This window comes from Pseudomonas sp. Tn43 (assembly GCF_014192635.1).
GTDB lineage: Bacteria > Pseudomonadota > Gammaproteobacteria > Pseudomonadales > Pseudomonadaceae > Aquipseudomonas.
Window position 1 is genome coordinate 32,443 of record NZ_JACHYG010000012.1, and the last position, 25,024, is coordinate 57,466.

23 protein-coding genes, 1 tRNA gene and 1 pseudogene are annotated in these 25,024 nt (G+C 59.7%); 19 read left to right on the plus strand and 6 right to left on the minus strand.

The features are described from left to right. Nucleotides 1-2: 2 nt before the first annotated feature. Nucleotides 3-551: an NfeD family protein gene (locus FHW68_RS23325; protein ID WP_183683327.1), complete on the minus strand. Its 549-nt coding sequence runs from the start codon at nt 549-551 to the stop codon at nt 3-5. Between the two features lie 213 nt (nt 552-764). Here FHW68_RS23325 and FHW68_RS23330 point away from each other — a divergent pair, with 213 nt between their 5' ends. Next, nucleotides 765-1,232 carry an aminoacyl-tRNA deacylase gene (locus FHW68_RS23330; protein ID WP_183683329.1) on the plus strand — a complete coding sequence of 156 codons (468 nt, stop codon included), beginning with the start codon at nt 765-767 and terminating at the stop codon, nt 1,230-1,232. A 135-nt stretch (nt 1,233-1,367) separates the two neighbouring features. After that, nucleotides 1,368-1,613, plus strand: coding sequence for a DUF2789 domain-containing protein (locus FHW68_RS23335; RefSeq protein WP_095633586.1), 246 nt, complete (start codon nt 1,368-1,370; stop codon nt 1,611-1,613). A gap of 3 nt (nt 1,614-1,616) precedes the next feature. On the opposite strand, the gene FHW68_RS23340 is transcribed toward FHW68_RS23335, so the two are convergent. Then, a complete protein-coding gene (locus FHW68_RS23340) occupies nt 1,617-1,898 on the minus strand; it encodes a type II toxin-antitoxin system RelE/ParE family toxin (protein ID WP_183683331.1) in 282 nt (93 codons plus the stop codon). Further along, nucleotides 1,895-2,173, minus strand: coding sequence for an antitoxin of toxin-antitoxin stability system (locus FHW68_RS23345; RefSeq protein WP_095633584.1), 279 nt, complete (start codon nt 2,171-2,173; stop codon nt 1,895-1,897). The genes FHW68_RS23340 and FHW68_RS23345 overlap by 4 nt, the downstream gene beginning before the upstream one ends. 232 nt (nt 2,174-2,405) lie before the next feature. Here FHW68_RS23345 and FHW68_RS23350 point away from each other — a divergent pair, with 232 nt between their 5' ends. From FHW68_RS23350 to pgaD, 6 genes are all read left to right on the plus strand, one after another. Further along, complete coding sequence (locus tag FHW68_RS23350; protein ID WP_095633583.1) at nt 2,406-3,041, plus strand: NADH:ubiquinone oxidoreductase subunit N; 636 nt, start codon at nt 2,406-2,408, stop codon at nt 3,039-3,041. A 212-nt stretch (nt 3,042-3,253) separates the two neighbouring features. After that, the gene (locus tag FHW68_RS23355) at nt 3,254-4,765 is read left to right on the plus strand and encodes a YdgA family protein (RefSeq protein ID WP_095633582.1); all 1,512 of its coding nucleotides are present in this window, start codon (nt 3,254-3,256) and stop codon (nt 4,763-4,765) included. Nucleotides 4,766-5,186: 421 nt separating this feature from the next. Next, nucleotides 5,187-7,667, plus strand: coding sequence for a poly-beta-1,6 N-acetyl-D-glucosamine export porin PgaA (gene pgaA / locus FHW68_RS23360; RefSeq protein WP_183683334.1), 2,481 nt, complete (start codon nt 5,187-5,189; stop codon nt 7,665-7,667). 12 nt (nt 7,668-7,679) lie between these two features. Beyond that, on the plus strand, nt 7,680-9,677 hold the full coding sequence (gene pgaB, locus FHW68_RS23365; protein ID WP_183683336.1) for a poly-beta-1,6-N-acetyl-D-glucosamine N-deacetylase PgaB: 1,998 nt from the start codon (nt 7,680-7,682) through the stop codon (nt 9,675-9,677). Between the two features lies 1 nt (nt 9,678). Beyond that, complete coding sequence (gene pgaC, locus FHW68_RS23370; RefSeq protein ID WP_095633579.1) at nt 9,679-11,034, plus strand: poly-beta-1,6-N-acetyl-D-glucosamine synthase; 1,356 nt, start codon at nt 9,679-9,681, stop codon at nt 11,032-11,034. Beyond that, nucleotides 11,031-11,558 (plus strand): poly-beta-1,6-N-acetyl-D-glucosamine biosynthesis protein PgaD, encoded by a 528-nt coding sequence (gene pgaD / locus FHW68_RS23375; protein ID WP_183683338.1) that lies wholly within the window; start codon nt 11,031-11,033, stop codon nt 11,556-11,558. Before pgaC ends, pgaD begins: the two co-directional genes overlap by 4 nt. A gap of 163 nt (nt 11,559-11,721) precedes the next feature. Here pgaD and FHW68_RS23380 read toward each other — a convergent pair whose 3' ends face one another. Beyond that, nucleotides 11,722-13,251, minus strand: a complete 1,530-nt coding sequence (locus FHW68_RS23380; RefSeq protein ID WP_095633577.1) for an apoptosis inducing factor family protein — start codon at nt 13,249-13,251, stop codon at nt 11,722-11,724. A 137-nt stretch (nt 13,252-13,388) separates the two neighbouring features. On the opposite strand from FHW68_RS23380, the gene FHW68_RS23385 reads away from it, so the two are divergent. The 7 genes and pseudogenes from FHW68_RS23385 (at nt 13,389) to FHW68_RS23410 (ending at nt 17,903) form a co-directional block, all read left to right on the plus strand. Continuing rightward, the gene (locus tag FHW68_RS23385) at nt 13,389-13,949 is read left to right on the plus strand and encodes a YbhB/YbcL family Raf kinase inhibitor-like protein (RefSeq protein ID WP_095633576.1); all 561 of its coding nucleotides are present in this window, start codon (nt 13,389-13,391) and stop codon (nt 13,947-13,949) included. An 85-nt stretch (nt 13,950-14,034) separates the two neighbouring features. Further along, nucleotides 14,035-15,768, plus strand: coding sequence for a VWA domain-containing protein (locus tag FHW68_RS23390; protein ID WP_095633575.1), 1,734 nt, complete (start codon nt 14,035-14,037; stop codon nt 15,766-15,768). 17 nt (nt 15,769-15,785) lie between these two features. Beyond that, complete coding sequence (locus tag FHW68_RS23395) at nt 15,786-16,367, plus strand: RNA polymerase sigma factor (protein WP_095633574.1); 582 nt, start codon at nt 15,786-15,788, stop codon at nt 16,365-16,367. Continuing rightward, entirely contained in the window at nt 16,364-16,987 is a 624-nt protein-coding gene (locus FHW68_RS23400) for a hypothetical protein (protein WP_095633573.1), read from the plus strand. The genes FHW68_RS23395 and FHW68_RS23400 overlap by 4 nt, the downstream gene beginning before the upstream one ends. A 21-nt stretch (nt 16,988-17,008) precedes the next feature. Further along, nucleotides 17,009-17,275, plus strand: a complete 267-nt coding sequence (locus FHW68_RS23405; RefSeq protein WP_221217253.1) for a hypothetical protein — start codon at nt 17,009-17,011, stop codon at nt 17,273-17,275. A 194-nt stretch (nt 17,276-17,469) separates the two neighbouring features. Continuing rightward, nucleotides 17,470-17,574 (plus strand): annotated as a pseudogene (locus tag FHW68_RS27345) (type II toxin-antitoxin system HicA family toxin); the annotation flags it as partial. Continuing rightward, entirely contained in the window at nt 17,571-17,903 is a 333-nt protein-coding gene (locus FHW68_RS23410; protein ID WP_095633571.1) for a type II toxin-antitoxin system HicB family antitoxin, read from the plus strand. The pseudogene FHW68_RS27345 and the gene FHW68_RS23410, both read left to right, overlap by 4 nt. Here the strand turns inward: FHW68_RS23410 and FHW68_RS23415 are convergent. After that, nucleotides 17,857-19,158, minus strand: coding sequence for an MFS transporter (locus tag FHW68_RS23415; RefSeq protein ID WP_256582874.1), 1,302 nt, complete (start codon nt 19,156-19,158; stop codon nt 17,857-17,859). The genes FHW68_RS23410 and FHW68_RS23415 overlap by 47 nt on opposite strands. 104 nt (nt 19,159-19,262) lie before the next feature. On the opposite strand from FHW68_RS23415, the gene FHW68_RS23420 reads away from it, so the two are divergent. Next, a complete protein-coding gene (locus FHW68_RS23420; protein ID WP_095633570.1) occupies nt 19,263-20,147 on the plus strand; it encodes a LysR substrate-binding domain-containing protein in 885 nt (294 codons plus the stop codon). 104 nt (nt 20,148-20,251) lie between these two features. Here the strand turns inward: FHW68_RS23420 and FHW68_RS23425 are convergent. Next, nucleotides 20,252-20,328 (minus strand) — tRNA-Arg (locus FHW68_RS23425). A gap of 347 nt (nt 20,329-20,675) precedes the next feature. On the opposite strand from FHW68_RS23425, the gene gabD reads away from it, so the two are divergent. The 3 genes from gabD to FHW68_RS23440 all read left to right on the plus strand — a co-directional run bounded on the left by gabD (nt 20,676) and on the right by FHW68_RS23440 (nt 24,921). Next, entirely contained in the window at nt 20,676-22,118 is a 1,443-nt protein-coding gene (gabD, locus tag FHW68_RS23430; protein WP_018929370.1) for an NADP-dependent succinate-semialdehyde dehydrogenase, read from the plus strand. Between the two features lie 175 nt (nt 22,119-22,293). Further along, the gene (gene gabT, locus FHW68_RS23435; RefSeq protein WP_095633569.1) at nt 22,294-23,571 is read left to right on the plus strand and encodes a 4-aminobutyrate--2-oxoglutarate transaminase; all 1,278 of its coding nucleotides are present in this window, start codon (nt 22,294-22,296) and stop codon (nt 23,569-23,571) included. A 135-nt stretch (nt 23,572-23,706) separates the two neighbouring features. Further along, nucleotides 23,707-24,921, plus strand: coding sequence for a response regulator (locus FHW68_RS23440; RefSeq protein ID WP_183683340.1), 1,215 nt, complete (start codon nt 23,707-23,709; stop codon nt 24,919-24,921). Nucleotides 24,922-25,024: the final 103 nt, after the last annotated feature.

Below are 25,024 nucleotides of genomic sequence, written 5' to 3' on the forward strand. Positions count from 1 at the left end.
GACTATTCTCCGCCATCATTATTCATTGCGGGCACCGCGTCAGCCGCGGCCACTTCCAGCAGTAGACCCTTGCGTGCCACTACCCGAACCTGTTGGCCTGGTTGAAGCGGTGTTGCGCTCATGACTTGCCATTGCTCGCCTTGCAGGTGTACCCAGCCGATATAGGCATTACCGGCCTGCAACGACGTTATCGGCGTCACGGCGCCCAGTATTTCGGCGTCACCGCTGACGTTGCGGCGCGGTCGGGTTTTCAAGGCGCGGATCACCAGGAAAATCAGCAGCAGTGCGCTGATCAGCCCCAAGCCGATCATCAACGGAACGGGGACTTCGGTGTTCGTCAGAATCACCGCCCCCATCACGAACATCACAAGGCCGCCCAGGCCGATCACCCCGTAATTGGGCAAGGCCGCCTCGGCGATCAGAAACGCAATGCCGAACGTGATCAGCCAGAGCCCGAGGGGATCGGGGACCAGCACAATAAGCGTGTCCGCCGCGAAAACCGGTCCGCTCAGGGCCAGCAGCGGCGTCATTGCACAGCAACGCCTGTTCACTTGACCCTCCGGGAGAGTCATCCGTCCACGAGTCATTTATGACTCTGTATACAAGTCTAGTTGAGCACGCATTTGTATGAATCCTGACCCGTTGTCGAAAGCGTCCGACGGGCGGATTTCCCATCGGAACCCCTCGGCGGGCCTAGACTTTTAATGGAGACAAAAAAGTTAACCACCGTCCGTGATTCGTTGCTGCGGACACCGAGGTGCATCATGCGTATGGCAAAAACCGTGCAGAACTGCCTGGACAAGGCTCACTGCGAATATGACATCGTTTCTCACCCGCACTCGGCCAGCAGCCTTGAAACGGCTCGGCTGGCGGGCATTCCTGCCGAACGGGTCGCCAAATCGGTGATTCTTGACGACAACCATGGCCACTATTTGATGGCCGTACTCCCCGCCAGCTGTCACCTGGACTTGAGCAAAGTGCGCGGCAGCGGCGAATGGCAAGTCACCCGTGAAAGCAACCTGCCGCACCTGTTCGACGATTGCGAACGCGGTGCCGTGCCTGCATTGGGCGAATCCTACGGAATGGACATGGTCATCGACCCACTGCTGACCCGGCAGAAAGACATTTACCTGGAAGCCGGCAACCACAGCAATCTGGTACATATGAGCGTGCCGGAATTTCTGAAGATAGTGCCGCATGCCGAAGTGCGTGAGTTGAGCCTGTCGGCATAACAGTCGACCCGACTGACGTCATCGCGGGCAAGCCTCGCTCCCACAGGATTTGCGAAAACCCTGTGGGAGCGGGCTTGCCCGCGAATAGCCGCACCGCGGTCCCCATCCAAATACGCGATCACGAAGGAGCCCGATATGGAATCCCCAACCCACACCCTCCCAGCGCTGTTCAAACAACTCGGCCTGCCGGATGACGCCGAAAGCATCGATAAATTCATCGCTACCCATTCACCGCTCAAACCCGAACTGCACCTTGCGGACGCGTTCTTCTGGAATGAGAGCCAGGCAGAGCTGCTGCGTGAGGAAATTCTGGATGATGCGGATTGGGCAGAGGTGGTGGATCAGCTGGATGTGCTGCTGAGGAAGGGGCGGGGGGTATAACAATCATCTTTCTGGTGGCCACTGTCGGGACGTGTGCGCTAGAGCGAGTATCCAGATCGCGTCTGGCCCTAGTTCATAAATGACGCGATAGCTCTGACGTGGAATTAACTCGCGGGTACCTGCAATGATTCCGACAGGGCCGCTTTCTGGGTATTGGGCAAGGCGGGATATCGCGTCCATGAAGCGGTTATCCATGTCGATGGCGGCTTGCGGGTTGACGGCATGCAGGTAATCCCAAATGTCTGCACGATCCTGTGCTGCTATTGGCGTCCAGACTATCTTCATTCTTGTATGGCTGCTCGCATTCGCCTGGCAGTGAATTCTGCTTCAACTTCTTCATTGCTCAGGCCATCCCCAGCGTGCATGGACACTCGGGCCTTGTCGACCTTACGCTGCAGGAATGCTTCGTACTCGCGCGATTCGCGTTGGGTTTGAACGAATTGACGCATCATTTCCCTGACGATTTGAGAGGCAGGACGATGAGAAGCTTCTGCTTCGGCCATGAACTGTTCACGCAATTCGGGTTCGAGTTTCATCGTAAAAACGGCTTGTTTTGACATGTCCAAGTCCTCGGAATATGTACTGACGAAGTATATACATCTTCACTACATTCCTTGGGTCAAGCTTGTACACGTCACGACAGACGGACGTTCCTTGCATTGCGGCCCGGAAAGCGGACGAACGCAAGGGTCCCACTCCGGCAAACCCTGAGGCCATTGCTATGCTTTGACTTGATGGGGGCGCGCGGCGAACCCGTCGATCAAGGCTTGCGTTGATCATGGGGATCTAATAATGAAAAACCCTTACGCTCCCGGCTTCTGGTGCGCCATTGCGGCATTGGTTTTGCTGTCGGCCACCTATTTCTACGGCGTCATGCTGGCTCACGAGCTCGACACGGCGCTGATATTCCTCGACAGCGCGGCGGCGTTGATCGCCGTGATGGCTATCGTGGTGGTCGCCTGGGCTTCATTGCAGAACCAGCGCATCAAGAAACGGCAACTCGAACAAGGCAAGACCTTGGTGCTGATCTGGGACACCAAGGTGGCTTTGCGTCGTGTCGAAACGGTGTTCGACCGGTATTTCTGGGGCAGTTACTGGCAACCGGGGCGCACGTTCCAGGAAGTCATGGGCGAACTCACTGGCACGCCGCTGGAAAAAAGCCTCGAAACCTTGAAAAAACAGTGCCTGGCGCTGGACAAGCAAGTGGCCGATGAAGGGTGGCACTGGCTCAACAATGCGCGCGAGCTGTCCGATGTCGCCAACGCCATGGCCCGTGAACGCTATCAGCTGGATTTCTGCGACCCGCGCGCGGAAGTGACCGGCGGGGCGGTGATCAATCGGGATTTTGAAGTGCTGGTGTATACGTGGACGGCGCGGCTCAAGAGCTTTGATCATCAATTGGATGAGATTGAGGTTCAATATTCCTGAGTTGATATTGGCTTGCCCGCGATGGCGATCTCATGACCACCAAAACTCTCGCCCCCTGCGCGGTTCATAGACATTCTTTCACCTTTAATCATTGGGCCGCTTTGCGGCGCAAATGCTAATCTCCATCCCACTTTCAGCGCAGTCGTGACCGCAACCCCATGGGTTCAGGGAAGACGACCACACTTTCAACAACGGACATTGACGGGTACTTCATGAATAAATCAGCAGGCGTGCTTCTAGGAATTGTCGTGGCCATCGGTGCAATCAGTGCCGGCGGTGCGTGGTACACCGGCAGCAAGCTCGATGGGGTACTGAACACTTCGATCACCGACGCCAACAAAGAACTGCAAGCCGCGCTGGCGGGTTCCAACGGCACGGCGTCTCTGGAGCTGGTGTCGCTGGACCGCCATGTGTTCAGCAGTACCGCGCACTATCGCCTCAAGGGCGAAGGCGAGATGTTTGGTGAAACGCCGGTCGAGTTGCTGTTCGTCGATCGCATCGAACACGGTCCACTGCCGTTCTCGCGCCTGGTGTCGCTGAAGTGGTTGCCGGTCCTGGCGACCAGTCACTACGAACTGGAAAAGACCCCGCTGACCGAAAAGTGGTTCGCCGCCGCCAAGGACAAATCCCCGGTCAAAGGCGTGGTTAACATTGGCTACGACAATTCCACCAAGGGCACCCTCGAGTTTGTGCCGCTGGAAACCGCGCTGGATGACAAATCCAGTCTGACCTTTTCCGGTATGAAAATCGACGTAGACGCCAGTGCCCAGGCGCAAAAGGTCAAGGCCGACGGATATATGGACAGCCTGAAGCTGACCACCGTGGCTGAAGATCAGACCCCGGTGCAGGTCGAGCTCAACGGCTTGACCGTGGCCAGTAACCTGAACAAAAGCACGTACGGCTATTACACCGGCGAAAACACCGTCGGGCTGACCCACAGCAAGACCACCTTCGGCGCCAAGCAGTCGGTATTCGGCGTCAAGAACTTTGAAATGAAGAACAAGACCGAGGAATCGGGCACCAACGCTTCGGGGCGTGCCGATTACAAGGTCGGTGAAATGTCCTTGAACGGCAAGGTGATCGGCTCTGCGCAAATGGCCATGAGCCTGAAAAACCTCGACATCCCGTCAACGATGTCGCTGATGCAGATCTACCAGACCAAATTGCAACCGTACGAAAAGGCCGCCACTGAAGCCGCTGCCGCCGGTCTACCGGCGCCGGAGCTGAACCTGACCCCGGCCGAAGAGGAACAGGTCAAGACCAGCCTGGAGAAACTGCTGGCCGCAGGTCCCCAGGTGGCTCTGGAAAACCTGTCGTTCAACACCACCCACGGCGCAAGCCGCGTCAACCTGGTGCTGGACCTGACCAAACCGCAATCCATGGACTTGCCGCCAGACCAGTTGATCAAGCAGTTAATCGCGCTGCTGGACTTCAACCTTTTGGTGTCCAAGCCAATGCTGGTTGATGTGCTTACCGTGCAATCGCAAATCGACGGCCAGACCGATGCCAAGCTGATTGCCGATCAGGCAAGCGCAACCGCCGACATGTTCAGCAGCATGGCGGTGGGCACGCAACTGGCGAAGCTGGACGGTAACAACGTTGTCACCAAGCTGCACTACGCCAACAATCAGGTGGACTTCAACGGCCAGAAAATGACCCTCGAGGAGTTTGTCGGCTTTGTGATGAGCAAGCTCGGCGGCACCGGCAACGTCTCCATCCAGTAAAAATTTCAGGCTTCAACACAACGCCCGGCCTCTGCAACACGCAGACGCCGGGCGTTTTGCTGTCTGGGGTCAGCCGAGCACCCTTCCTGTGGAGCGAGCTGTGGCGAGGGGGCTTGCCCCCGTTGGGCTGTGCAGCAGCCCCAAAATCTCTGATGCACCAAAGATCTTGTGAGTGCTGCGCACTCAAACGGGGGCAAGCCCCCTCGCCACAGCTCGCTCCACATGGATTTGCACTTGGCTGAGTGGCATTGGAGAAGACCCGAACATCACGAATCTGAAGAATTATTGCGCGCTGAATAGTTGACTTCGCTGGCATGCAAAACTGCGTCGATAAAGCCTGGCCGGGTCTTTCGATCCGGCTTTCCGCCAAGAAGGGGAAGGGGACATTGCGACCCGGCTGGCCATGTAAGGATGCTGACGAATGCCGTGTATTGCTGGTCCCTTTATTCATCGTGGTTTGCGCCCCTTGTTTCGCGTTGCGCTGTGCGGCCAATTGCTTTGGCCGGTGCTGGCGTTCGCCGATACGCCGTATGACCAAATGGTTCACGATGCACGAGCCGGCAACCACACGCCTGCGCTGACGGTGTTGCGCCAGGTGCCGGTCAATCAGGCCACCACCGGCCAGATCAGCGATCACTTGCAGATCGCCAGTTGGGCCGGTCTGGACGCTGAAGTGGTCCAGGTCTATGAAACCCGGGGGTACAATCGGGCGCTGCCGGTTCAGGCCCTGACCGCCACCGCGCGTGCCTATCGCAACCTCAAGCGCTGGGATTCGGCGACCCGGGTGTACAACAAGGCCCTGGCCCTTGATCCGAAAAACGCCGATCTGCAGCTGGGGCTGGCGATGACCCAGGCCGATGCCGGCAAGCCTGACGAAGCGGTTGCCCGCGCTAGGGCAATGGTGGCGGCAAAACCGGATGATCCTTCCCGCCGCTTGGCCCTGGCCTACGCCTTGACCCGCGCCGGTGCCACCTATGACGCGCTGTTTGAATACGATCAGGCCTTCGTCCGCGCCGGCAGCAAGCCCGACGTCGCTCGGGAATACGTGATTGCCCTGCAACGCGCCCGCCTGCCGGAACCGGCCTTGCGCCTGGCGCGTCAGCGGCCGGGATTGCTGGATCCGGTCACGTTGCGCCGCCTTGAAGGTGACTTGGCCGCAGAGCGCGTGCGTTTGGCCGAGCTGGCCACCCGCAGCGAAAAAGAACGTTATCTGATCGCCGATCGGGCTCTGGCCGATTACGACCAGTTGCTGGCGAGCTGGGCACCGGATCCTCAGGCCCACGATGACGTCATCCGCTGGCGAATCGATCGCATGGGCGCCCTCAAGGCCCGTGCCCGCACCGCTGATGTGATCGCCGAATACCAGAAGTTGCTCGCCGCAGGCGTGAAGATCCCGACCTATGCCCTGCGTTGGGTGGCGTCGTCTTATCTGGATCAGCGTCAGCCAGAAATCGCCGCCGATCTGTACCGTCAGGTGCTGGTCGCGCCGGATGCCGATGTCGGCGACCGTCTGGAAGACAGCACCGCGCTCTATTACGCCTTGCTCGAAAGCGATAAGGCCGATGAAGCACGTCAGGTCGCCGAGGACTTGGCGAAAACACAGAAGCCGCGGGTCGAGCTCAAAGGCTTACCGGTGGGCAGTCCCAACGATGAATGGATGGACGCGCAGCAACTCGCTGCCCAAGCGGGTACCTACGGCGCTGATCTGCCGGCGGGCGAGCAGCGTTTGCAGACGCTGGTCAATCAGGCCCCGGGCAACCTCGGCCTGCGTCTGGCCCAGGCCGATCTGTACCTGGCCCGGGACTGGCCACGGCGCGCCGAGAATCAGCTCAAGGAAACCGAGAGCATGGCACCGCGGGACATCGGGCTGGAAATTGCCCAGGGCCACACCGCCATGGACTTGCAGGAATGGCGGCAGATGGATGCACTGACCGACGATGTAGTCGTGCGTTTTCCTGACAACCGTCAGGTCCAGCGTTTGCAGCGCCAACGTGCGGTCCATGACATGGCCGAGCTGCGGGTGGAGGCCTACGGCGGCAAGAGTTATGGCGGAGGCAACGACGACGCCGGGGCGGTTAACGGCAGTCGCGATTTCGGCATCGAAACCACACTGTACAGCCCGCCCATCGATGAAGACTGGCGCGTGTTCGCCGGTGCCGGTTACGCCACCGGCGACTTCCAGGAAGGCACCGGTCACCATCGCTTTCAGCGCGTGGGGCTCGAACGCCGGACCCGTGACATGACCCTGGAAGCGGAAGTCTCCAACCATTCCTACGGCTTCGGTGACAAACAAGGCGCGCGCCTGGCGATTGCCCGAGACATCGACGATCACTGGCAGTACGGCGGCAGCCTCGAATACCTGTCGGCGCAAACGCCGTTGCGGGCCTTGAACAGCGACATCGCCGCCAACGGCGGCAGCGGTTTCATCCGTTGGCGCGCCAATGAGAGCCGTGAGTGGAGACTGGCGATCAGCCCTTCGCACTTCAGCGACGGCAACAACCGTGTCGAAGCCTTGCTCACCGGTCGCGAAGGGGTTTATCGCGCGCCGGGGTTGCAGGTCGACCTCGGCCTGGAGGTCGGCACCAGCCGTAACTCCAAGTCCGACGACGTGCCGTATTTCAACCCCAAATCCGACTTCAGCGTGCTGCCGACGGTGAACGTCAATCACGTGCTCTACCACCGTTACGAAACCTCCTGGAGCCAGCAGTTCCAGGCCGGCGCGGGCACCTATAGCCAGCGCGATCACGGCACTGGCGGCGTCGGGCTGCTGGGTTACGGCCAGCGCTACAGCTGGAACGATGTATTCGAGGTGGGCGGCCTGCTGAGCGTGATCAACCGGCCTTATGACGGCGACCGCGAAACCGATTTGCGCCTGCTCGTCGACCTCACTTACCGCTTCTAGAAGAGTTTGAAGATGCCTTTTATTTCGCGTTTCATCCTTTTGCTGGGAGCGCTGTTGATCAGCGCCTGCGCCCAGCAAGCTCCGGCCTTCGCACCACCGTCCGAACGCCCGATGCCGGCCAATGAAAAGCCTTGGCCAAAAAACCACGTACTGGGGATTTCTTACCACGACGTCGAAGACCGTGACCCCGATCAGGCGGTGGTGGCCGTGCGCACCGAACGGCTGATCGAGCAACTGGCGTGGCTGCGGGAGAACAACTACAAGCCGGTCACCATCGATCAGATCATGGCCGCGCGCAACGGCGGCCCCGAGCTGCCGCCGCGGGCGATCGTGTTGAGTTTCGACGATGGCTATTCGAGCTTCTACACCCGCGTGTTGCCGGTGCTGCGCGCCTATAACTGGCCCGCCTTGCTGGCGCCGGTGGGGGTGTGGATCGATACGCCGCTGAATCAGCCAGTGGATTTCGCCGGCACACCACGGCAGCGTTCGGACTTCCTGACCTGGGAGCAGATCCGCGAGATTTCCCGGTCCGGTCTGGTGGAAATCGCCGCCCACACCGACGCCAGTCACAAAGGCGTGTTGGCCAACCCGCAAGGCAACCTGCAACCAGCGGCCGCGACCCGGCGCTATGACGCGGCTAGCGGTCGCTATGAAACCGAAGCCCAATTCCAGGCCCGGATGCGCGCCGACGTGGCGGCCATCTCGGAGAAGATTCGCAAGGTCACCGGCTACAAGCCCCGTGTCTGGGTCTGGCCCTACGGCGCGGCGGACGGCACCTCGCTGCAAGTGATCAACGAGCAGGGCTATCAGATGGCCCTGACTCTGGAAGACGGCCTCGATGCCCTCGACAACCTGATGAGCAGCCCGCGCTTTTTGGTGGCCTCCGATCCGGATGGTGAGCACTTCGCCAACAGCATCGTTTCTGTGCAGGCCGAATCGCCGATGCGCGTGGTGCATGTGGACCTGGACAACGTCTACGACCCGGACCCGGCCCAACAGGAAATCAACCTCGGCAAACTGATCCAGCGCATGGCCGACATGGGCGCCAACACGGTGTTCCTGCAAGCCTTCGCCGACCCTGCCGGCGATGGCCTGGTGCATTCGCTGTATTTCCCCAACCGGCACCTGCCGATGCGCGCCGATATCTTCGACCGCGTGGCCTGGCAGTTGCGTACTCGGGCTAACGTCAAAGTCTATGCCTGGATGCCGGTGCTGAGTTTTGCCCTCGATTCGAAGCTGCCACGAGTTACCCGCTGGGACCCGAAAACCGGCGTCACCTCGATCGATCCGGACCAGTACAAGCGCTTGTCGCCCTTCGACCCGAACGTGCGGCGCATCATTGGTGAAATCTACGAAGACATGGCGCGCATGACGTCGGTCGACGGCGTCCTCTATCACGATGACGCGGTGTTGTCGGACTTCGAAGACGCTGGCCCCGAAGCCCTGAAGGTCTATGCCGCCAACGGTCTGCCGGGTTCGATTGCCGCCCTGCGTGACGACCCGGCCAGCCTGCAACGCTGGACGCGATTCAAGAGCCGCTACCTGATCGATTTCACTCACGAACTGACCGCCAAAGTCCGCGCCATTCGTGGCCCGCAAGTGAAAACGGCGCGCAATATTTTCGCCGAGCCAATGCTCAACCCCGAGAGTGAAGCCTGGTTCGCGCAGAACCTCGATGACTTCCTGAGCGCCTACGACTGGACGGCGCCAATGGCCATGCCACTCATGGAAAAACAGAGCCGCCAGCAATCTGGCCCTTGGCTCGAAACGCTGGTGGCGACGGTCAAGTCGCGCCCCGGCGCACTCGAGCGCACGGTGTTCGAATTGCAGGCCCGCGACTGGACGAAAAGCACCGACGCCGACATCGACGGCGAACAGTTGGCTGAGTGGATGGGCCGCCTCAAGCGTCAGGGCGCCACCAGTTTTGGCTACTACCCGGACAACTTCCTCGAGAACCAGCCGGAGCTGAAAACCGTGCGGCCCGCGCTCTCCAACAAGTGGAATCCTTAATATGCTGGACAGACTTCTAGCCCTGCTGGTTCTGGCGATTGTCCTCGGGGTTCCCCTGGGGCTGATCTTTCTGCTCACCGGGCAATTCCTGATGGACTTCGTGTTCTTCTATCCGCTGTTCATGTCGGGGTTGTGGATCGCCGGCGGCCTGTATTTCTGGCTGCATTGGGAGCGGCACTGGCCGTGGCAGGACACTACGTTGCCGCCAGTGCTGGCCGGCGAACCGCTGATCTCGATCCTGATCCCTTGCTACAACGAAGGTGATAACGCGGCCGATACCATCCATGCGGCGCTGGCCCAGCATTACCCGAATATCGAAGTGATCGCGATCAACGACGGCTCCAAAGACAACACCGCCGCGGTGCTCGATGCACTGGCGGTGCAGGATCCGCGCCTGCGGGTGCTGCACCTGGCGGAGAATCAGGGCAAGGCTGTGGCCCTGCGCATGGGCGCCATTGCAGCGCGCAGCGAGTATCTGGTGTGCATCGACGGTGACGCGCTGCTGGCGCCGAACACTGCGGCGTATCTGGTGGCGCCGATGCTCGATAATGCACGCCTCGGTGCTGTCACCGGCAACCCGCGCATCCGCACCCGTTCGACCTTGATCGGCCGCGTGCAGGTCGGCGAGTTTTCGTCGATCATCGGCCTGATCAAGCGTACCCAACGGGTGTTCGGGCGGATCTTTACCGTCTCCGGGGTGATCGTCGCCTTCCGTCGCACGGCGCTGAACCGGGTCGGCTATTGGAGCCCGGACATGATCACCGAAGACATCGACATCAGCTGGAAGCTGCAACTGGATCACTGGAGCATCTTCTACGAGCCCCGCGCGTTGTGCTGGATCCTCATGCCGGAAACCCTCGGTGGCCTGTGGAAACAGCGTCTGCGCTGGGCCCAGGGCGGCGCCGAGGTGCTGTTCAAAAACATCCGTGGCATCTGGCAATACCGCCATCGTTACCTTTGGCCGCTGCTGTTCGAATACTGCCTGTCCACCGGTTGGGCGTTCACGTTCCTGCTGTCGGTGATTTTCTGGGGTGTCGGCAAATTCATCGAGATGCCGCCCGCCATTGCCGTCGATCACCTGATGCCACCGGCGTTTACCGGGCTGCTGCTGGCAGTGGTCTGCCTGATGCAATTCGCCGTCAGCCTCCTGATCGACCGCCGTTATGAAAAAGGCCTCGGCAGGACCATGTTCTGGGTGGTCTGGTACCCGCTGGTGTTCTGGTTGATCAGCCTGCTGACCACTCTGGTCAGTTTCCCCAAAGTACTGTTCGGCCAACATCAGAAGCGCGCGCGTTGGGTCAGCCCCGACCGGGGCATCAAGCCGCTGAATGACGATGAAGAGGAAGTCATCCAATGAAAATCATCAGAACCCGGCAGCGACCCTTTCTGGTCATGATCGATGTTTTTCTCACCGTGCTTGCCTGGATTGGGCTGTTGTATTTACTGGTGCAGGGTTTGTGGCCGTTGATCGATACCCGTGCCGGCCCGCGCATTGATGTGTCATTGTTCGACGCCCTCGGCACGTTGCAGATTTACCTGTGGGTGGCGTTGTTGAACGCGATGATCCTGATCACCTGGGCGCGTTATCAACAGCGCAAAAGCAAGCGCTTTGCCCAGCGCCGTTTGCCGGCGCCGGTGGTGGATGATCAGGGGCTCAGCAAAAGCTTCAAGCTGACCGGCGACCGATTGGCCAAACTGCGCACGCCAGGCTCGATGACCATTCATAACGATCAGGATGGCGATGTCAGCCACGTCGTTACGCACTTCATCCCGGTTGACCCGGCCCGGCTGTCACCGCCCCTGGCGCCGCTGGAGCCTGCGCTGGTGATCTGCCTGCCAGCCGAGGATGACGACAACCGCGAGCCGCTGAGCCACGTCTGAGCTTGCTATGTTCCTGTTGTGTCATTCACTACATTGCATGGCCGGCTCTATGTAGGAGCTGCCGAAGGCTGCGATCTTTTGATTCTCAGCGGTTTTGAATATACCAAAGATCAAAAGATCGCAGCCTGCGGCAGCTCCTACGGGGGGATGTGGAAGATGTCGGTCAGCCAACGTCCCTGATCAGGCGCCAGGCCTCATCCACCGACAGCGGTTGTTTCATCCGTTCGGCAAGCATTGCCATCGCCCTCTCCTGGTCGCAGGCCACGGCCGCCGCCACCACGCCGTTCTTGCCGAACAGACCAATAAACGGCGGATGGTCAGGGTCGCCCTTGAACTCAACCTCGTCCCACGCCTCGGCATGTCCGAGGTAGTCGTAGTTTTTGCCGAAGTGCCAGGTCCAGAAATACGGTACATCGAGGTAGCGCTCATCGCCGCCGAGCATATTCGCCGCCGCAATTCGCGCCTGTTGCTGGGCCAGGCGCCAGTGCTCGATCCGTTGGGGCTGGCCGTTGAGCGGGAAGGTTGCAATGTCGCCGATAGCCCAGAGGCCGTCGGTCACGCGCATTCCACCATCGACCTTCAATGACTGGTCTTTTTCTTTTGGCAGATCGGCGAACGGGGCCGTTGCCGGAGTGACGCCAATGCCGACCAACACCAGGTCCGCCGGCAAACGCTGCCCGTTGTCCAGCAGCACCGCTTCGACTTTGCCTGTGCCTTCGATCTGCGCAGCCTCGCCATCGGTATGGAATCGCACGCCATTGGCCTCGTGCCGGGCACGAATCGCTTTGCCGACGGCATCGCCGAACTGCGCCTCGAAAGGGATGGCATGGCGGGCCAGGACGGTGACGTCCAGGCCGTATCCACGCAGGGATGAGGCAGACTCCAGAGCAATGAAACTGTCGCCGACAATCACTGCTCGTTGACCCGGTTTGGCGGCTGAAAGAATCCGCTGCGCCTGCGTTTTGGAACGCAATACAAATACCTGCGGCAGATCAGCGCCAGGCAGTGAAAGATGATTGGGGGCGCCGCCGGTGGCGATCACGGCGGCGTCATAGCTCAACGATTGACCATCGGCCAGGCGCAGACTCCGGTTCGCTGCATCCAGTCCCATCACATCGCTGTTTATCTGTTCAATGCGTTGTTCGCGATAAAAACTTTCATCGCGCAGGGGCGGCACTTCGTCGGGCGGCATCTCGCCGGCAATCACGAATTTGCTCAATACCGTGCGGTCATACCCGGCCTCGGGCTCACGGTCGATCAACACCACCCGGCCGCCGAAACCTTTCTCCCGCAGTGCCGCCGCACAGGCTGTACCTGCAGCGCCGGCCCCGATGATCACAAACGTCCGCTTATCGTCCGCCGGTGGGGTGCTGGCGGTGGGCATCGGCTGGTCATCGACCCAGACCTCATCGTCGCGCACTTCAAGCGGGTAACGCCGCAGACTGTCCAGAGACGGCGGCTCGCACAACGCGCCGTCTTCGAGCCGATAGGCTGCCTTGTGCCATGGGCAGATCAGCCGCCCGTGACACAGCGCACCCTCGGCCAGCGGTGCCCCGGCGTGGGGACATTCGCCTTGATAGGCGCGCAATTGATCGCCGGCCCGCAGCAAGACGATTTTCGTGTCCTCGATCCGGACTTCAAGGCCACGGTCTTGGGGCACATCGGCGAAACGGGCAACGCGATGCAGGGCCATGATCGATCTCCTGGCAAGTGTTTCACTTAGGAGTTTGGCGCTTATTCCCAGGTTCAGCCAATTCTGCTGCCAGCGCATGAACGGTCCGGCTATAGTTTGCCAGCCGACCACGGCCTCACCCGCACAGGTGCTCCGGAATGACCCGATTGACCTTTTTGAACCCTTGGCTGGCGGCCGTTGCAGTCGCCCTTTGTGTGCAGTTTCCGGCGCAGGCTCAGGAACGTTTCACCCTCAGCATTCCCGGTGTTTCGGACAATCGTCTATTCACGTCGGTGGCGGCCAGTGATGCCAACGGATGTGGCGGTAAAAACCAGTCACCGGCCTTGAGCTGGAATGCCGGCCCTGCGGGCACCCTCAGCTATGCCATCGTCATGCACGACCCGGATGGCCAGAAAGGCTTGGGCGTCGATCACTGGATTCACTACGGCATCAAGGCCACGACACGTCAGATCCCGGCCGGTGTGGGGGCCAAATCCGCCCTTGAAGGCGTAAGTGGCAGCAACAGCAATGGCACTACCGGTTACATCGGCCCTTGCCCGCCCGTTGGCGACGGCTCCCATCACTACCTCATTCAGCTCTACGCCCTGGACCTGGCGCCAGACGCCTTGCCTGCCGGCCTGACCCGCGCGCAGCTGATGGAACAAATCAAAGGCCATGTGCTGAAAAACAGCAGCGTGGTGCGGCGTTATCACCGCTGAAAATTTTTTCCGGCGATTAACCCGAACCTGACGGGCTGTCCGTCTCAGAGGATGAATGAGTCAATTTCCTCCTGAGGTCAGCCCCATGTCCCTCCCTCTGCATTACCTCCGCCCGGCCGCCCAGGGTTTCGCCGCCGGATTGTTGCTGGCCGTTGCCGGTTGCGGCGCTTCATCCACGCCAGACGCTGAGACGAACAGCCCGGCAACGGTTGCGCCTTCGGCTCAAGGTCCGCTGAAAACCGAAGCGTTGGTGCGTAGCGAGGTCATGGCGGACACCGCGCTGGCCAAGCGCAGCGCACGACCGGCATCGTCGGTCGCGTTCGCGCCTGTGCCGGCCGGTGAGACTTATCCACAGGGCTATCGGGACGAGCAGCGGGAGCAATATCAGGCGTTGGCCGATAACCCGATTCACAGCGTGACCGAAGCACCGGTGTCGACCTTCAGTGCCGATGTCGACACCGGCGCTTACGCCAATGTCCGGCGCTTGCTCAATCAGGGGCGCTTGCCTCCCGAAGGGGCGGTGCGGCTGGAAGAAATGGTCAATTATTTCCCCTACAACTACGCCTTGCCCACCGATGGCTCGCCGTTCGGCGTGACCACCGAGCTGGCGCCGTCGCCGTGGAACCCGCATACCCGCTTATTGCGCATCGGCATCAAGGCATCCGATCGCGCAGTGGCGGAACTCGCCCCGGCGAACCTGGTGTTTCTGGTGGATGTGTCCGGCTCCATGGACCGTCGCGAAGGCTTGCCGCTGGTCAAAAGCACCCTGAAATTGCTGATCGATCAACTGCGCGAGCAGGACCGGGTTTCGCTGGTGGTGTATGCCGGAGAATCTCGCGTGGTGCTGGAGCCGACATCCGGACGGGATAAAGCGAAAATTCGTACTGCCATCGATCAATTGACCGCAGGCGGCTCGACCGCCGGCGCGTCGGGCATCGAACTGGCGTATCAAATGGCGCAACAGGCCTTCATCCCCAAAGGCATCAACCGCATCCTGCTGGCCACCGACGGTGACTTCAACGTCGGCATCAGCGACTTCGACAGCCTCAAGCAAATGGCTGTGGATAAACGTAAGACTGGCGTGTCTCTGACCACCCTGGGTTTTGGTGTGGATAACTACAATGAGCACCTGATGGAACAACTGGCCGACGCAGGCGACGGCAACTACGCCTACATCGACAACCTGCGCGAGGCGCGCAAAGTGCTGGTCGATCAGCTCGGCTCGACCCTGGCGGTGGTGGCGAAAAACGTGAAGCTGCAGGTGGAGTTCAACCCGGCGCAGGTCAGCGAATATCGGCTGCTGGGTTATGAGAATCGCGCCTTGAAGCGTGAGGATTTCAGCAACGACAAAGTCGACGCCGGAGAAATTGGTGCAGGACATACGGTGACCGCGCTGTATGAAATTGTCCCCAAGGGCGAGAAGGGCTGGCTGGAGCCATTGCGCTATGGCAATCCTGGGGCCGATGTTTCCGCAAAAACCGGAGAATTGGCGATGCTGCGAGTGCGTTATCAGTTGCCGGAAGGGGGGAACAGTCGCTTGATCGAGCGGCCAATCCTGAAAGGTGAGGCCGGCAAACTCTCCGTCGCCAGCGACGATCTGCGCTTTGCCGCCGCCGTCGCGGCCTTTTCCCAGCAGCTCAAGGACGGGCGCTACACCGGCGATTTCAGCCTGAAGGACACCGAAGCCCTGGCCCGTGGTGCCCGGGGTGACGATCAATTCGGCCTGCGCGCGGAGTTCGTGCAATTGGTGGAATTGGCGCAGAGCCTGCGAGCCTCGATGGCCTCGAATCAACCATCCAACGACAACCGGATCGAGTGAGAGAGGCCAGCACTGACATGTCCGATCCTGCAATCAGCTCCGCCGCCGGCAGCGATGAATCGCTGCTGGCGCGCTACCGCTCGGGCGACGGGCCGGCGTTCGAAGTTTTGTACGCCCGCCATCGCCAGGGTCTTTATCGATTCCTCCTCGGCCTCAGCGGCAAGCCCGAACTGGCCGAAGAGGTGTATCAGGAAACCTGGCTGAGCCTGATCCGCAGCACCAGTCAGCCACAAGGCCGAGCGAATTTTCGTACCTGGCTCTACCAGATTGCCCGCAACCGACTGATCGATCACTGGCGCAAGCACGGCATTCACAACCCGTTGCACGACAGCTATGACGAACAAGCTCACGCCATGATTGATGACGCAGCCGACCCCGAACAACTGCTAAGCCTGAGCCGCGACGGTCAACGCCTCGAAGCCGCCCTGCAAACCCTGCCCGCCGACCAGCGCGAAGTGTTCCTGCTGCGCGCCCACGGCGATCTTGACCTGCCGCAGATCGCCACCCTCACCGAAACCCCGCTGGAAACCGTAAAAAGCCGCTTGCGCTACGCCCAGCAAAAACTGCGTCGGCTGCTGGCCGAGGAGGTACTGACATGACTGACGCCCGACAAACACCGCCATCGCCGGACGATGAAGTGCTCAAGCATTTTCGCGATCACAGCAGCGGCGAACCACCGGCGCATCTCGACGCCTTCATCCTCGCAACAGCCCAACGCGAAGCCCCCGCGCCGAAGCCGAACCTGTGGCAGCGCTGGCTCCGCGCTTGCCAACAACCCCGTTGGCAGGTTGCGTTCGCCAGCCTCGTCGGCGTTGCGCTGATGCTGGCGTTGGTGCAGCGCCCGTCGGAACAACTGCCGAGTTATGACTTCGCACCTGCGCCCAAAGCCTCCGCACCGCTCTCCAAACAGGAAGCGGCTGAAGTGCATGAACCTGCTGCACCGGCCGGAGCAATGTCCGCCCCGGCACCGGCTGCGCCCATGGCGGAGTTTTCTGCACCGCTGCAGCGCGAATCGATCAACAGCGAAATGGCTGACGAAACCAAACTCAGCAAACGCGCCGCCGCGCCGGCCAAGTCACTGGATGATCAATTACGTGAAGTGATACGCCTGCAAGAAGCCGGTCAAAGCGAAGCGGCCGAGGCGCTGCTGACGACATTGCACAAGCGCTTCCCCAAGGAAAACCTCACGGCCCGACTCAAGGATTTGCAGAAGAAATGAAGTGAACAGCGATCGGCAAATTTGGCATCGACACCCGAAAGCGCGCACTATCGGCCCATAGTCGATGCGTTGGAGGATGCCGTGGCACAAAAAATCGACCGCATCGCCCAAATGCTCAACTGCCCGGTGAAGGGTGAGGAACTGCGGCGAGCAGTGACTGAGAGTCGCAAGGAGTTTCTTCTGGCGAAGCAGGCAGAAGATGATCTTGAGGAAGACGTTCTTGATGATGAAGTGTTTGAGGATGAAGAGGATGATGATTACGACGAGTTTGACTGGACGACAGAATGAAAAAACCGCTTCGGCGGTTTTTTGTCATTGATAAATGCTGTTTGACCTTGAGTCCATCTAGGCGTGTTTTACGCAACAGGTGTAGGGGAAGGTAGCAGCAGCTCCGCTGACTACCCAAGAAACCGCCCAAGAAACTACCCCAAGAACTACCCAGAAAATGTTGTGGGGTAAGGCGATGAGCATCGGCAGCGACTGGTTCATCCGCCACCTTTCACCGACCACACCCGGACAAAGAAGCAAAGCCCTACCAGGTTCGTGATGCTCGGGCTTTCCTAGAACAAGCAGGAGTCACCCCATGAGCGTAATGAATTACAAAGGCTATGCCGCCCGAATTGAATACAGCGAGGAAGATGGTCTGTTTGTCGGCCATATCGCTGGTATTAGAGATGTCGTTGGGTTTCACGGCGAGTCGGTACAGGAGCTTCGAAATGCATTCGAAGAGGCCGTCACTGATTATCTGGATACTTGCGCCAAGCTCAGACGTGCGCCGCAGAAGCCCTATTCTGGCCATCTCAGTCTGCGTTTAGCGCCGGCACTCCACGCAACTGTCGCCGTAAAAGCGCAGCTAGCCCACAAGAGTATCAATCAGTGGGTAGCGGACGTTCTTGATCGTGAAGTGCATGCCTGACTGTAAGCGTCCGCCTAACACATCTTGTGCGTGACGGACGCTCACCTGTGCGGGGAAAGAGCGGCACCGTCAACAATGCACAAAAGGCAGCTGCCAGCCACACCACGCCCCAGGAGAAATGAGTCATGAGGGCGGACGCAGCGATGGGCGTCGCGAACAGCACGACAAAGACGCAGGTGTTGCCCATGGCCAAGGCTGTGCCAGCCCGATTGGCCCCTGCCAGTGTGGCAAGTTCTGTGTAGGCAACGCCGTGCCAGGCGGACACGCTGATCCCGGCAATGACCATCACACCAATGATCAGGGCGCTGACCAGCGGGGTTTCGCTCATGCCGTAGAAGCTGGTTGCCGAAACTGTAACGCCCAGCACTAGAAAGGTCACCGCACTCAACCAGGCACAGGCTTTAAGGTAACTGCGCCGGTTTTTGTTTTTATCGGTCCAGCGCCCGCTCCAGATTCTGCTGACGATCGCACCCATTTGTATGACCGCCAACGTAGCGGAAACCAGCGTGATATTGATGTTGCCAAAGTCATGAAAAAACACGGCTGCATAAGTGAGAATGGCAAATTGCGGTGCGCAGAGCAGGCCGATGGCCAATACGATTCGCCAGACCCTCGAGTCTTTCAAAGGGCTATTGCTAGCCTCCAGGTTCTGCTTTTTCGCAGCATTGCTGGAGAAATCAGGCTCATACAGCCAGAACCACGCAAACAGGCCTGCGATGAGGCAGAACAGGGCTGAGGCGGTGAAGACTTCGACAAATCCGTACGAGTGAGCGAGATAGGGCAGCATCACCGCCCCCAAGGCATAACCCCCTGGCACAGCCGTTTGCCGAATACTCATGGCCAACCCTCGCTCGCCCTCTTTGAACCAGGCCATGATCGCTCGACCACTGGCGCCGTTGACACTGCTTCCAAGCAAGCCCACCACGAACAGGCCTACCGCCAGCAAGACCACCGTGGGTGCGGAGAAGGCAAGCATCGCCAGTACCAGCAAGGCGATCCCGGAGGTGAGAAGCCCCGTCAGCAAAACAGGACGATCCCCCCAACGATCGGTCAGTAGCCCCCAAGGGATCTCGCTAACGGCGATGCCCAAACCTAGAACTCCCAAAACAAGCCCCAACTCGGAGTTATCAAGTTGATACGTTGCTCTCATATAGACAGCTGTCGCGGGTAGTCCCCCCACTACACTGGAAAAGCTTGCATTGGCCGCAACGCCGACGCCAAGCACTTTCCAGCGGTGACCGTTATCTACAGGCATAAGAATCCCACCAGTTCAATAGTTGTGGGTTAAAAGACTCGCATGAGAGTATCGTCTCGAATATCAAATTATTTTGCGTGTTCGTCCCGAAAAACAGGATTGTCATGAGACCGGTAAATTTCGATTTAGATGTCATGCGCAGTTTCGTCACCGGGGTCGAATTGGGCAGCTTTGCCAAGGCGGCGCAAAAGCTCGCTCGTTCGACGTCAGCCATCAGCGCCCAATTGAAGAAGCTGGAAGCCCAGGCGGGCTCGCCGTTGTTCAAAAAAGCAGGTCGCAAGCTGGCCCTGACGGACACCGGAGAGGTGCTGCTCAATTATTCCCGACGGCTTTTAAGTCTGAACGATGAGACGATCACGGCTGTTTCCGAGCTCAAGCTCAAGGGGTGGGTACGTCTTGGGCTTCAGGAGGACCTGAGCAGCTTCTTGCCAACCGTGCTCGGTCGGTTCGCCAGGGCCCATCCGGATGTTCGAGTCGAGGCCCGGATTGCGCGCAATGCTGATCTGCTGAGCCGGATCGAAAATGGCTCGCTCGACCTCGCGGTGGTGTGGGGGGACGTCAATAGAGCCGGGTATCAGGAGAGGGTGGCGGAACTGCCCATGCAGTGGATAGGCTCTTCTCACCAGTACCTTGACTGGCGTATCGAATCAGGAACGCCGTTGCCCATTATCGCGTTCGACGCGCCCTGTCCGTTCCATTCGATGGCCACTGAAGCGCTGACTCGCGAAGGGATTCCCTGGTTGCTGTCGTTCACCAGCTCCTGCCTCAACGGCTTGTCGGCGGCGACCGAGGCGGGCTTGGGTTACACGATCAGAACGGCCTTGGGTTTGCAGCCTGGCACCGAGCTCTTGATCGCCGACGAACGAGGGTTGCCACCGTTACCTTCTATAGCCCTGACCCTGCATAGGCGAGAGGCTAATCCTGATCCGTTGACTGAGCGATTGTCGAGTATTGTCATACAGGCTATTCGAAGTGAAATTTTCTATTGAGTGACAGTTCGAAAAGAAGGCTTTCCAGGTAAGGTCTCCTTTGATTTTGCCGGGCACAAAAAAGCCCCAGACCCTACGGCCTGAGGCTTTCTCACTTCTACATATGGTGCACCAGGCGGGATTCGAACCCACGACCCCTGCCTTCGGAGGGCAGTACTCTATCCAGCTGAGCTACTGGTGCGATGCGGGCGCCATGATACTCATATGCGCTGCGGGCGTCCATGCCGCTGAATAGCCTGCGTTTTTCTAAAGCGTAACCTGCGTTTGCTACGCTGATCAGAAAAAATAGGCAAATGCGGCGTTTTCGTTCTTTTTTTCGAACAGCCTATTGTCCTTTACCCCCTTTGATCCTAGGATTCGTTTGAGATTTCAAACGCTCTTGTCTGGGTGCTGAACCGCACGAGTTCGATTTGTGCGCTATTTATGTGCTTCAGCCCGGTGAATGATTTCCCTGACGGCAGCCTATAAGGCGCCTTTCTACAATCATAATTCGCTCCGCCTCGCGCGGTGCTGTTAAGGAAAGCCGACATGCAGCTTAAAGACACCCAGTTGTTCCGCCAGCAAGCCTTTATCGATGGCGCTTGGGTTGATGCGGACAACGGTCAGACGATCAAGGTCAATAACCCGGCAACGGGCGAAATTCTGGGCACTGTGCCGAAAATGGGCGCTGCCGAAACCCGCCGTGCGATCGAAGCCGCTGATAAAGCGCTGCCGGCCTGGCGTAGCCTGACCGCCAAGGAGCGGGCGAACAAGTTGCGTCGCTGGTTCGAGCTGATCATCGAGAATCAGGACGACCTGGCGCGTCTGATGACCCTGGAGCAGGGCAAGCCATTGGCTGAAGCCAAGGGCGAGATCGTTTACGCCGCTTCCTTTATCGAGTGGTTTGCCGAAGAGGCAAAGCGCGTTTACGGTGATGTGATTCCGGGCCACCAGCCAGACAAGCGCCTGATCGTGATCAAGCAGCCGATCGGCGTGACCGCTGCGATTACTCCGTGGAACTTCCCGGCCGCAATGATCACCCGTAAAGCCGGCCCGGCCCTGGCCGCTGGTTGCACCATGGTGCTCAAGCCGGCTTCGCAAACCCCGTTCTCGGCGTTCGCCCTGGCTGAGCTGGCTCAGCGTGCCGGTATTCCGAACGGCGTGTTCAGTGTGGTGACCGGCAGCGCTGGCGATATCGGCAGCGAGCTGACCGGCAACCCGATCGTGCGCAAACTGTCCTTCACCGGCTCGACCGAAATCGGTCGTCAGTTGATGACCGAATGCGCCAAGGACATCAAGAAAGTGTCGCTGGAGCTGGGCGGTAACGCGCCGTTCATCGTGTTCGACGACGCGGACCTGGATAAGGCCGTCGAAGGCGCGATCATTTCCAAGTACCGCAACAACGGCCAGACCTGCGTCTGCGCCAACCGCCTGTACATTCAGGATTCGGTCTACGACGCGTTCGCCGAAAAACTGAAAGTGGCCGTGGCCAAACTCAAGATCGGTAACGGTCTGGAAGACGGCACCACCACTGGCCCGCTTATCGACGAGAAAGCCGTGGCCAAGGTGCAAGAGCACATCGCTGACGCCGTCGGCAAAGGCGCCACCGTGCTGGCGGGCGGCAAGAGCATGCAAGGCAACTTCTTCGAGCCGACCATTCTGACCAACGTGCCGAACAACGCGGCCGTGGCCAAGGAAGAAACCTTTGGTCCATTGGCGCCTCTGTTCCGCTTCAAAGATGAAGCTGACGTGATCGCGATGTCCAACGACACCGAGTTCGGTCTGGCCTCGTACTTCTATGCGCGCGACCTGGGCCGTGTGTTCCGTGTGGCTGAAGCCCTGGAATACGGCATGGTTGGCGTCAACACCGGGTTGATCTCCAACGAAGTCGCACCGTTCGGCGGCATCAAGGCGTCGGGCCTGGGCCGTGAAGGCTCCAAGTACGGCATCGAAGATTACCTGGAAATCAAATACCTCTGCCTGGGCATCTAAGGCAATGCTTCAAGCGCAAAGGGCACGAGAGCGCTGTCCCTTTGCGACGCTTCAAACGGAATTTTCTCTGTGGCCGGGAACGCTGTGGCAGTCGATCATCGCATGCTGCCGTAGTTGCTTCCCCGCCACTTAATCCTTGAACCACGCCGACCGATGAGCGGCGAATGAGGAATGTATGAGCAAGACTAATGCTGAGTTGATGGCCCGCCGCACCGCCGCTGTACCGCGCGGTGTTGGCCAGATTCACCCGATCTTCGCCGACCACGCGAAGAACGCCACCGTGACCGACGTTGAAGGTCGCGAGTTCATCGACTTCGCCGGCGGTATCGCCGTGCTGAACACCGGTCACGTGCACCCGAAAATCATCGCCGCCGTGACCGAACAGCTGAACAAGCTGACCCATACCTGCTTCCAGGTACTGGCCTACGAGCCGTACGTGGAAGTGTGCGAAAAAATCAACGCCAAGGTGCCGGGTGATTTCGCCAAGAAAACCCTGCTGGTGACCACCGGCTCCGAAGCTGTGGAAAACTCGATCAAGATCGCCCGCGCCGCCACTGGCCGTGCCGGTGTGATCGCGTTCACCGGCGCTTACCACGGTCGCACCATGATGACCCTGGGCCTGACCGGTAAAGTCGTGCCTTACTCGGCCGGCATGGGCCTGATGCCAGGCGGCATCTTCCGCGCGCTGTACCCGAATGAACTGCACGGCGTGAGCATCGACGATTCGATCGCCAGCATCGAACGCATCTTCAAGAACGACGCCGAGCCGCGTGACATCGCTGCGATCATCATCGAGCCGGTTCAGGGCGAAGGTGGTTTCTATGTTGCGCCTAAAGAGTTCATGAAGCGTCTGCGCGCTTTGTGCGACCAGCACGGCATTCTGTTGATCGCTGACGAAGTTCAAACGGGCGCTGGCCGTACCGGCACCTTCTTCGCCATGGAGCAGATGGGCGTTGCCGCCGACCTGACCACCTTCGCCAAATCCATCGCCGGCGGCTTCCCGCTGGCCGGTGTGTGCGGCAAGGCCGAATACATGGACGCTATCGCCCCAGGCGGCTTGGGCGGTACTTATGCCGGTAGCCCGATCGCTTGCGCCGCGGCCCTGGCCGTGATGGAAGTGTTCGAAGAAGAGCACCTGCTGGATCGCTGCAAAGCGGTCGGCGAGCGTCTGGTGACGGGCCTCAAAGCTATCCAGGCCAAGTACCCGGTGATCGGCGAAGTACGTGCCTTGGGCGCGATGATCGCAGTCGAGCTGTTCGAAAACGGCGACACGCACAAGCCGAACCCGACTGCCGTAGCAGCCGTTGTGGCCAAGGCGCGTGACAAGGGCTTGATCCTGCTGTCGTGTGGCACCTACGGCAACGTTTTGCGGGTACTGGTACCGTTGACCTCGCCGGACGAGCAACTGGACAAAGGTCTGGCAATCATCGAAGAGTGCTTCGCCGAGCTCTGATTGATTTGTGACCTGATCGACAAAAAACCCGCTTCGGCGGGTTTTTTTGTACCCGCGTGAAAAGATCGAAGGCAATTGAGCTGTATCGAATGGCCATCATTGTCTAAGGTGCAAGCATTGCCGTTGGAGTGTGCGATGACTGCTGTGGTGTTACCCGCTGTGCCGCGTGTGCTGATTGCCGAGGCCGATCCCTGGTCCCGCGACTTGCTCAAGCAGGTGTTATTGAATGTGCGTTGCGACGCGCGGCTGGACCTGTGTGCTGATGGCCAGGAGACCCTGCAGCTGTTGGCGGAAAATCCTTACGACCTGGTGATCGTCGACTGGGAATTGCCTGGCGTCGATGGCCTGAACGTCTTGCGCAATGTCCGGCAGCGCAAGCGTAATCCGCCGCTGCCCTTCATTCTGATGAGCAGCCGCAACGACAGCGCCAGCGTGCGCGAAGTCTTGCCTCTGGCGCCAACGGCGTACCTGACCAAACCCTTGAACATCGAAACCCTGACCCAGCGCTTGCAGGATTTGCTGCTGAACGCCGGCGAAGAGGTGTCCTGCGAGGCGCCGTCATTGGCGCCAGGCATGACCTTGTCGGTGTACCTGGAGCGACGTCGCGAGCTGGCGGAGGGTGCGCCATTGATGACCGATGTGCAGGTGGCGATCAACCGCAGCCTCAATCCCGATGGCCTCGACCTGACACGGCTGGAAGACGAAATCCGCACGGACCCGCAAATTACCGCTGTCCTGATCGCCGCCGCCAACAGCGCAGCCCAGCATCATGGCGTCGCTGTGCAAACCCTGGCCCAGGCGCTGCAACGCTTGGGCACCGGGCAAAGCATGAACCTGATTCTGGGGCTCGCTCTCAAACGCAGTGCCCGGCTCAGCGATCCGCAGCTGGCGGACTATGCCGAGCGTTATTGGGAGTTGTCGCTGCACACCGCCGAATACGCCCGGACACTGGCGCGTTTGCTGGATCTGGATCAGGCGCGCTGTTATTGCGCAGGCATGCTGCATTGCCTCGGCGACCTGGCGTTGCTGCGTTGTTTGCAGGAGTGGAAGCAGGCCGGCGGTGAGCTGGATGAATGGCAGGAAGTCGGCGATGCTTTGGCCGAATTCGGCGCGGCCTATGGTTCGGCGCTACGGACCCGCTGGCGCCTGCCCTTGGAGCTGCGGGAGCTGATTGCGGCGGTTTACCAGTTCGGTGGCGGGGTTTACTCCCGCGAAGCGCTGGTGATGAACATGGCCGCACAACTGGCGCGCCTGACTGAGCATGAGGGCGTCGAGGCACTGGCCAGGAGCCGCACAGCGCGGTTGCTCAAGATCGGATTGCCGGAACTGATGCGTTTGCGCAAAAAATAACTTTTATGCAATACCTGTGGGAGCGGGCTTGCCCGCGATGAGGGTCTGGCATTCAGCATTGATGTGGCTGATAGTCCGCCATCGCGGGCAAGCCCGCTCCCAC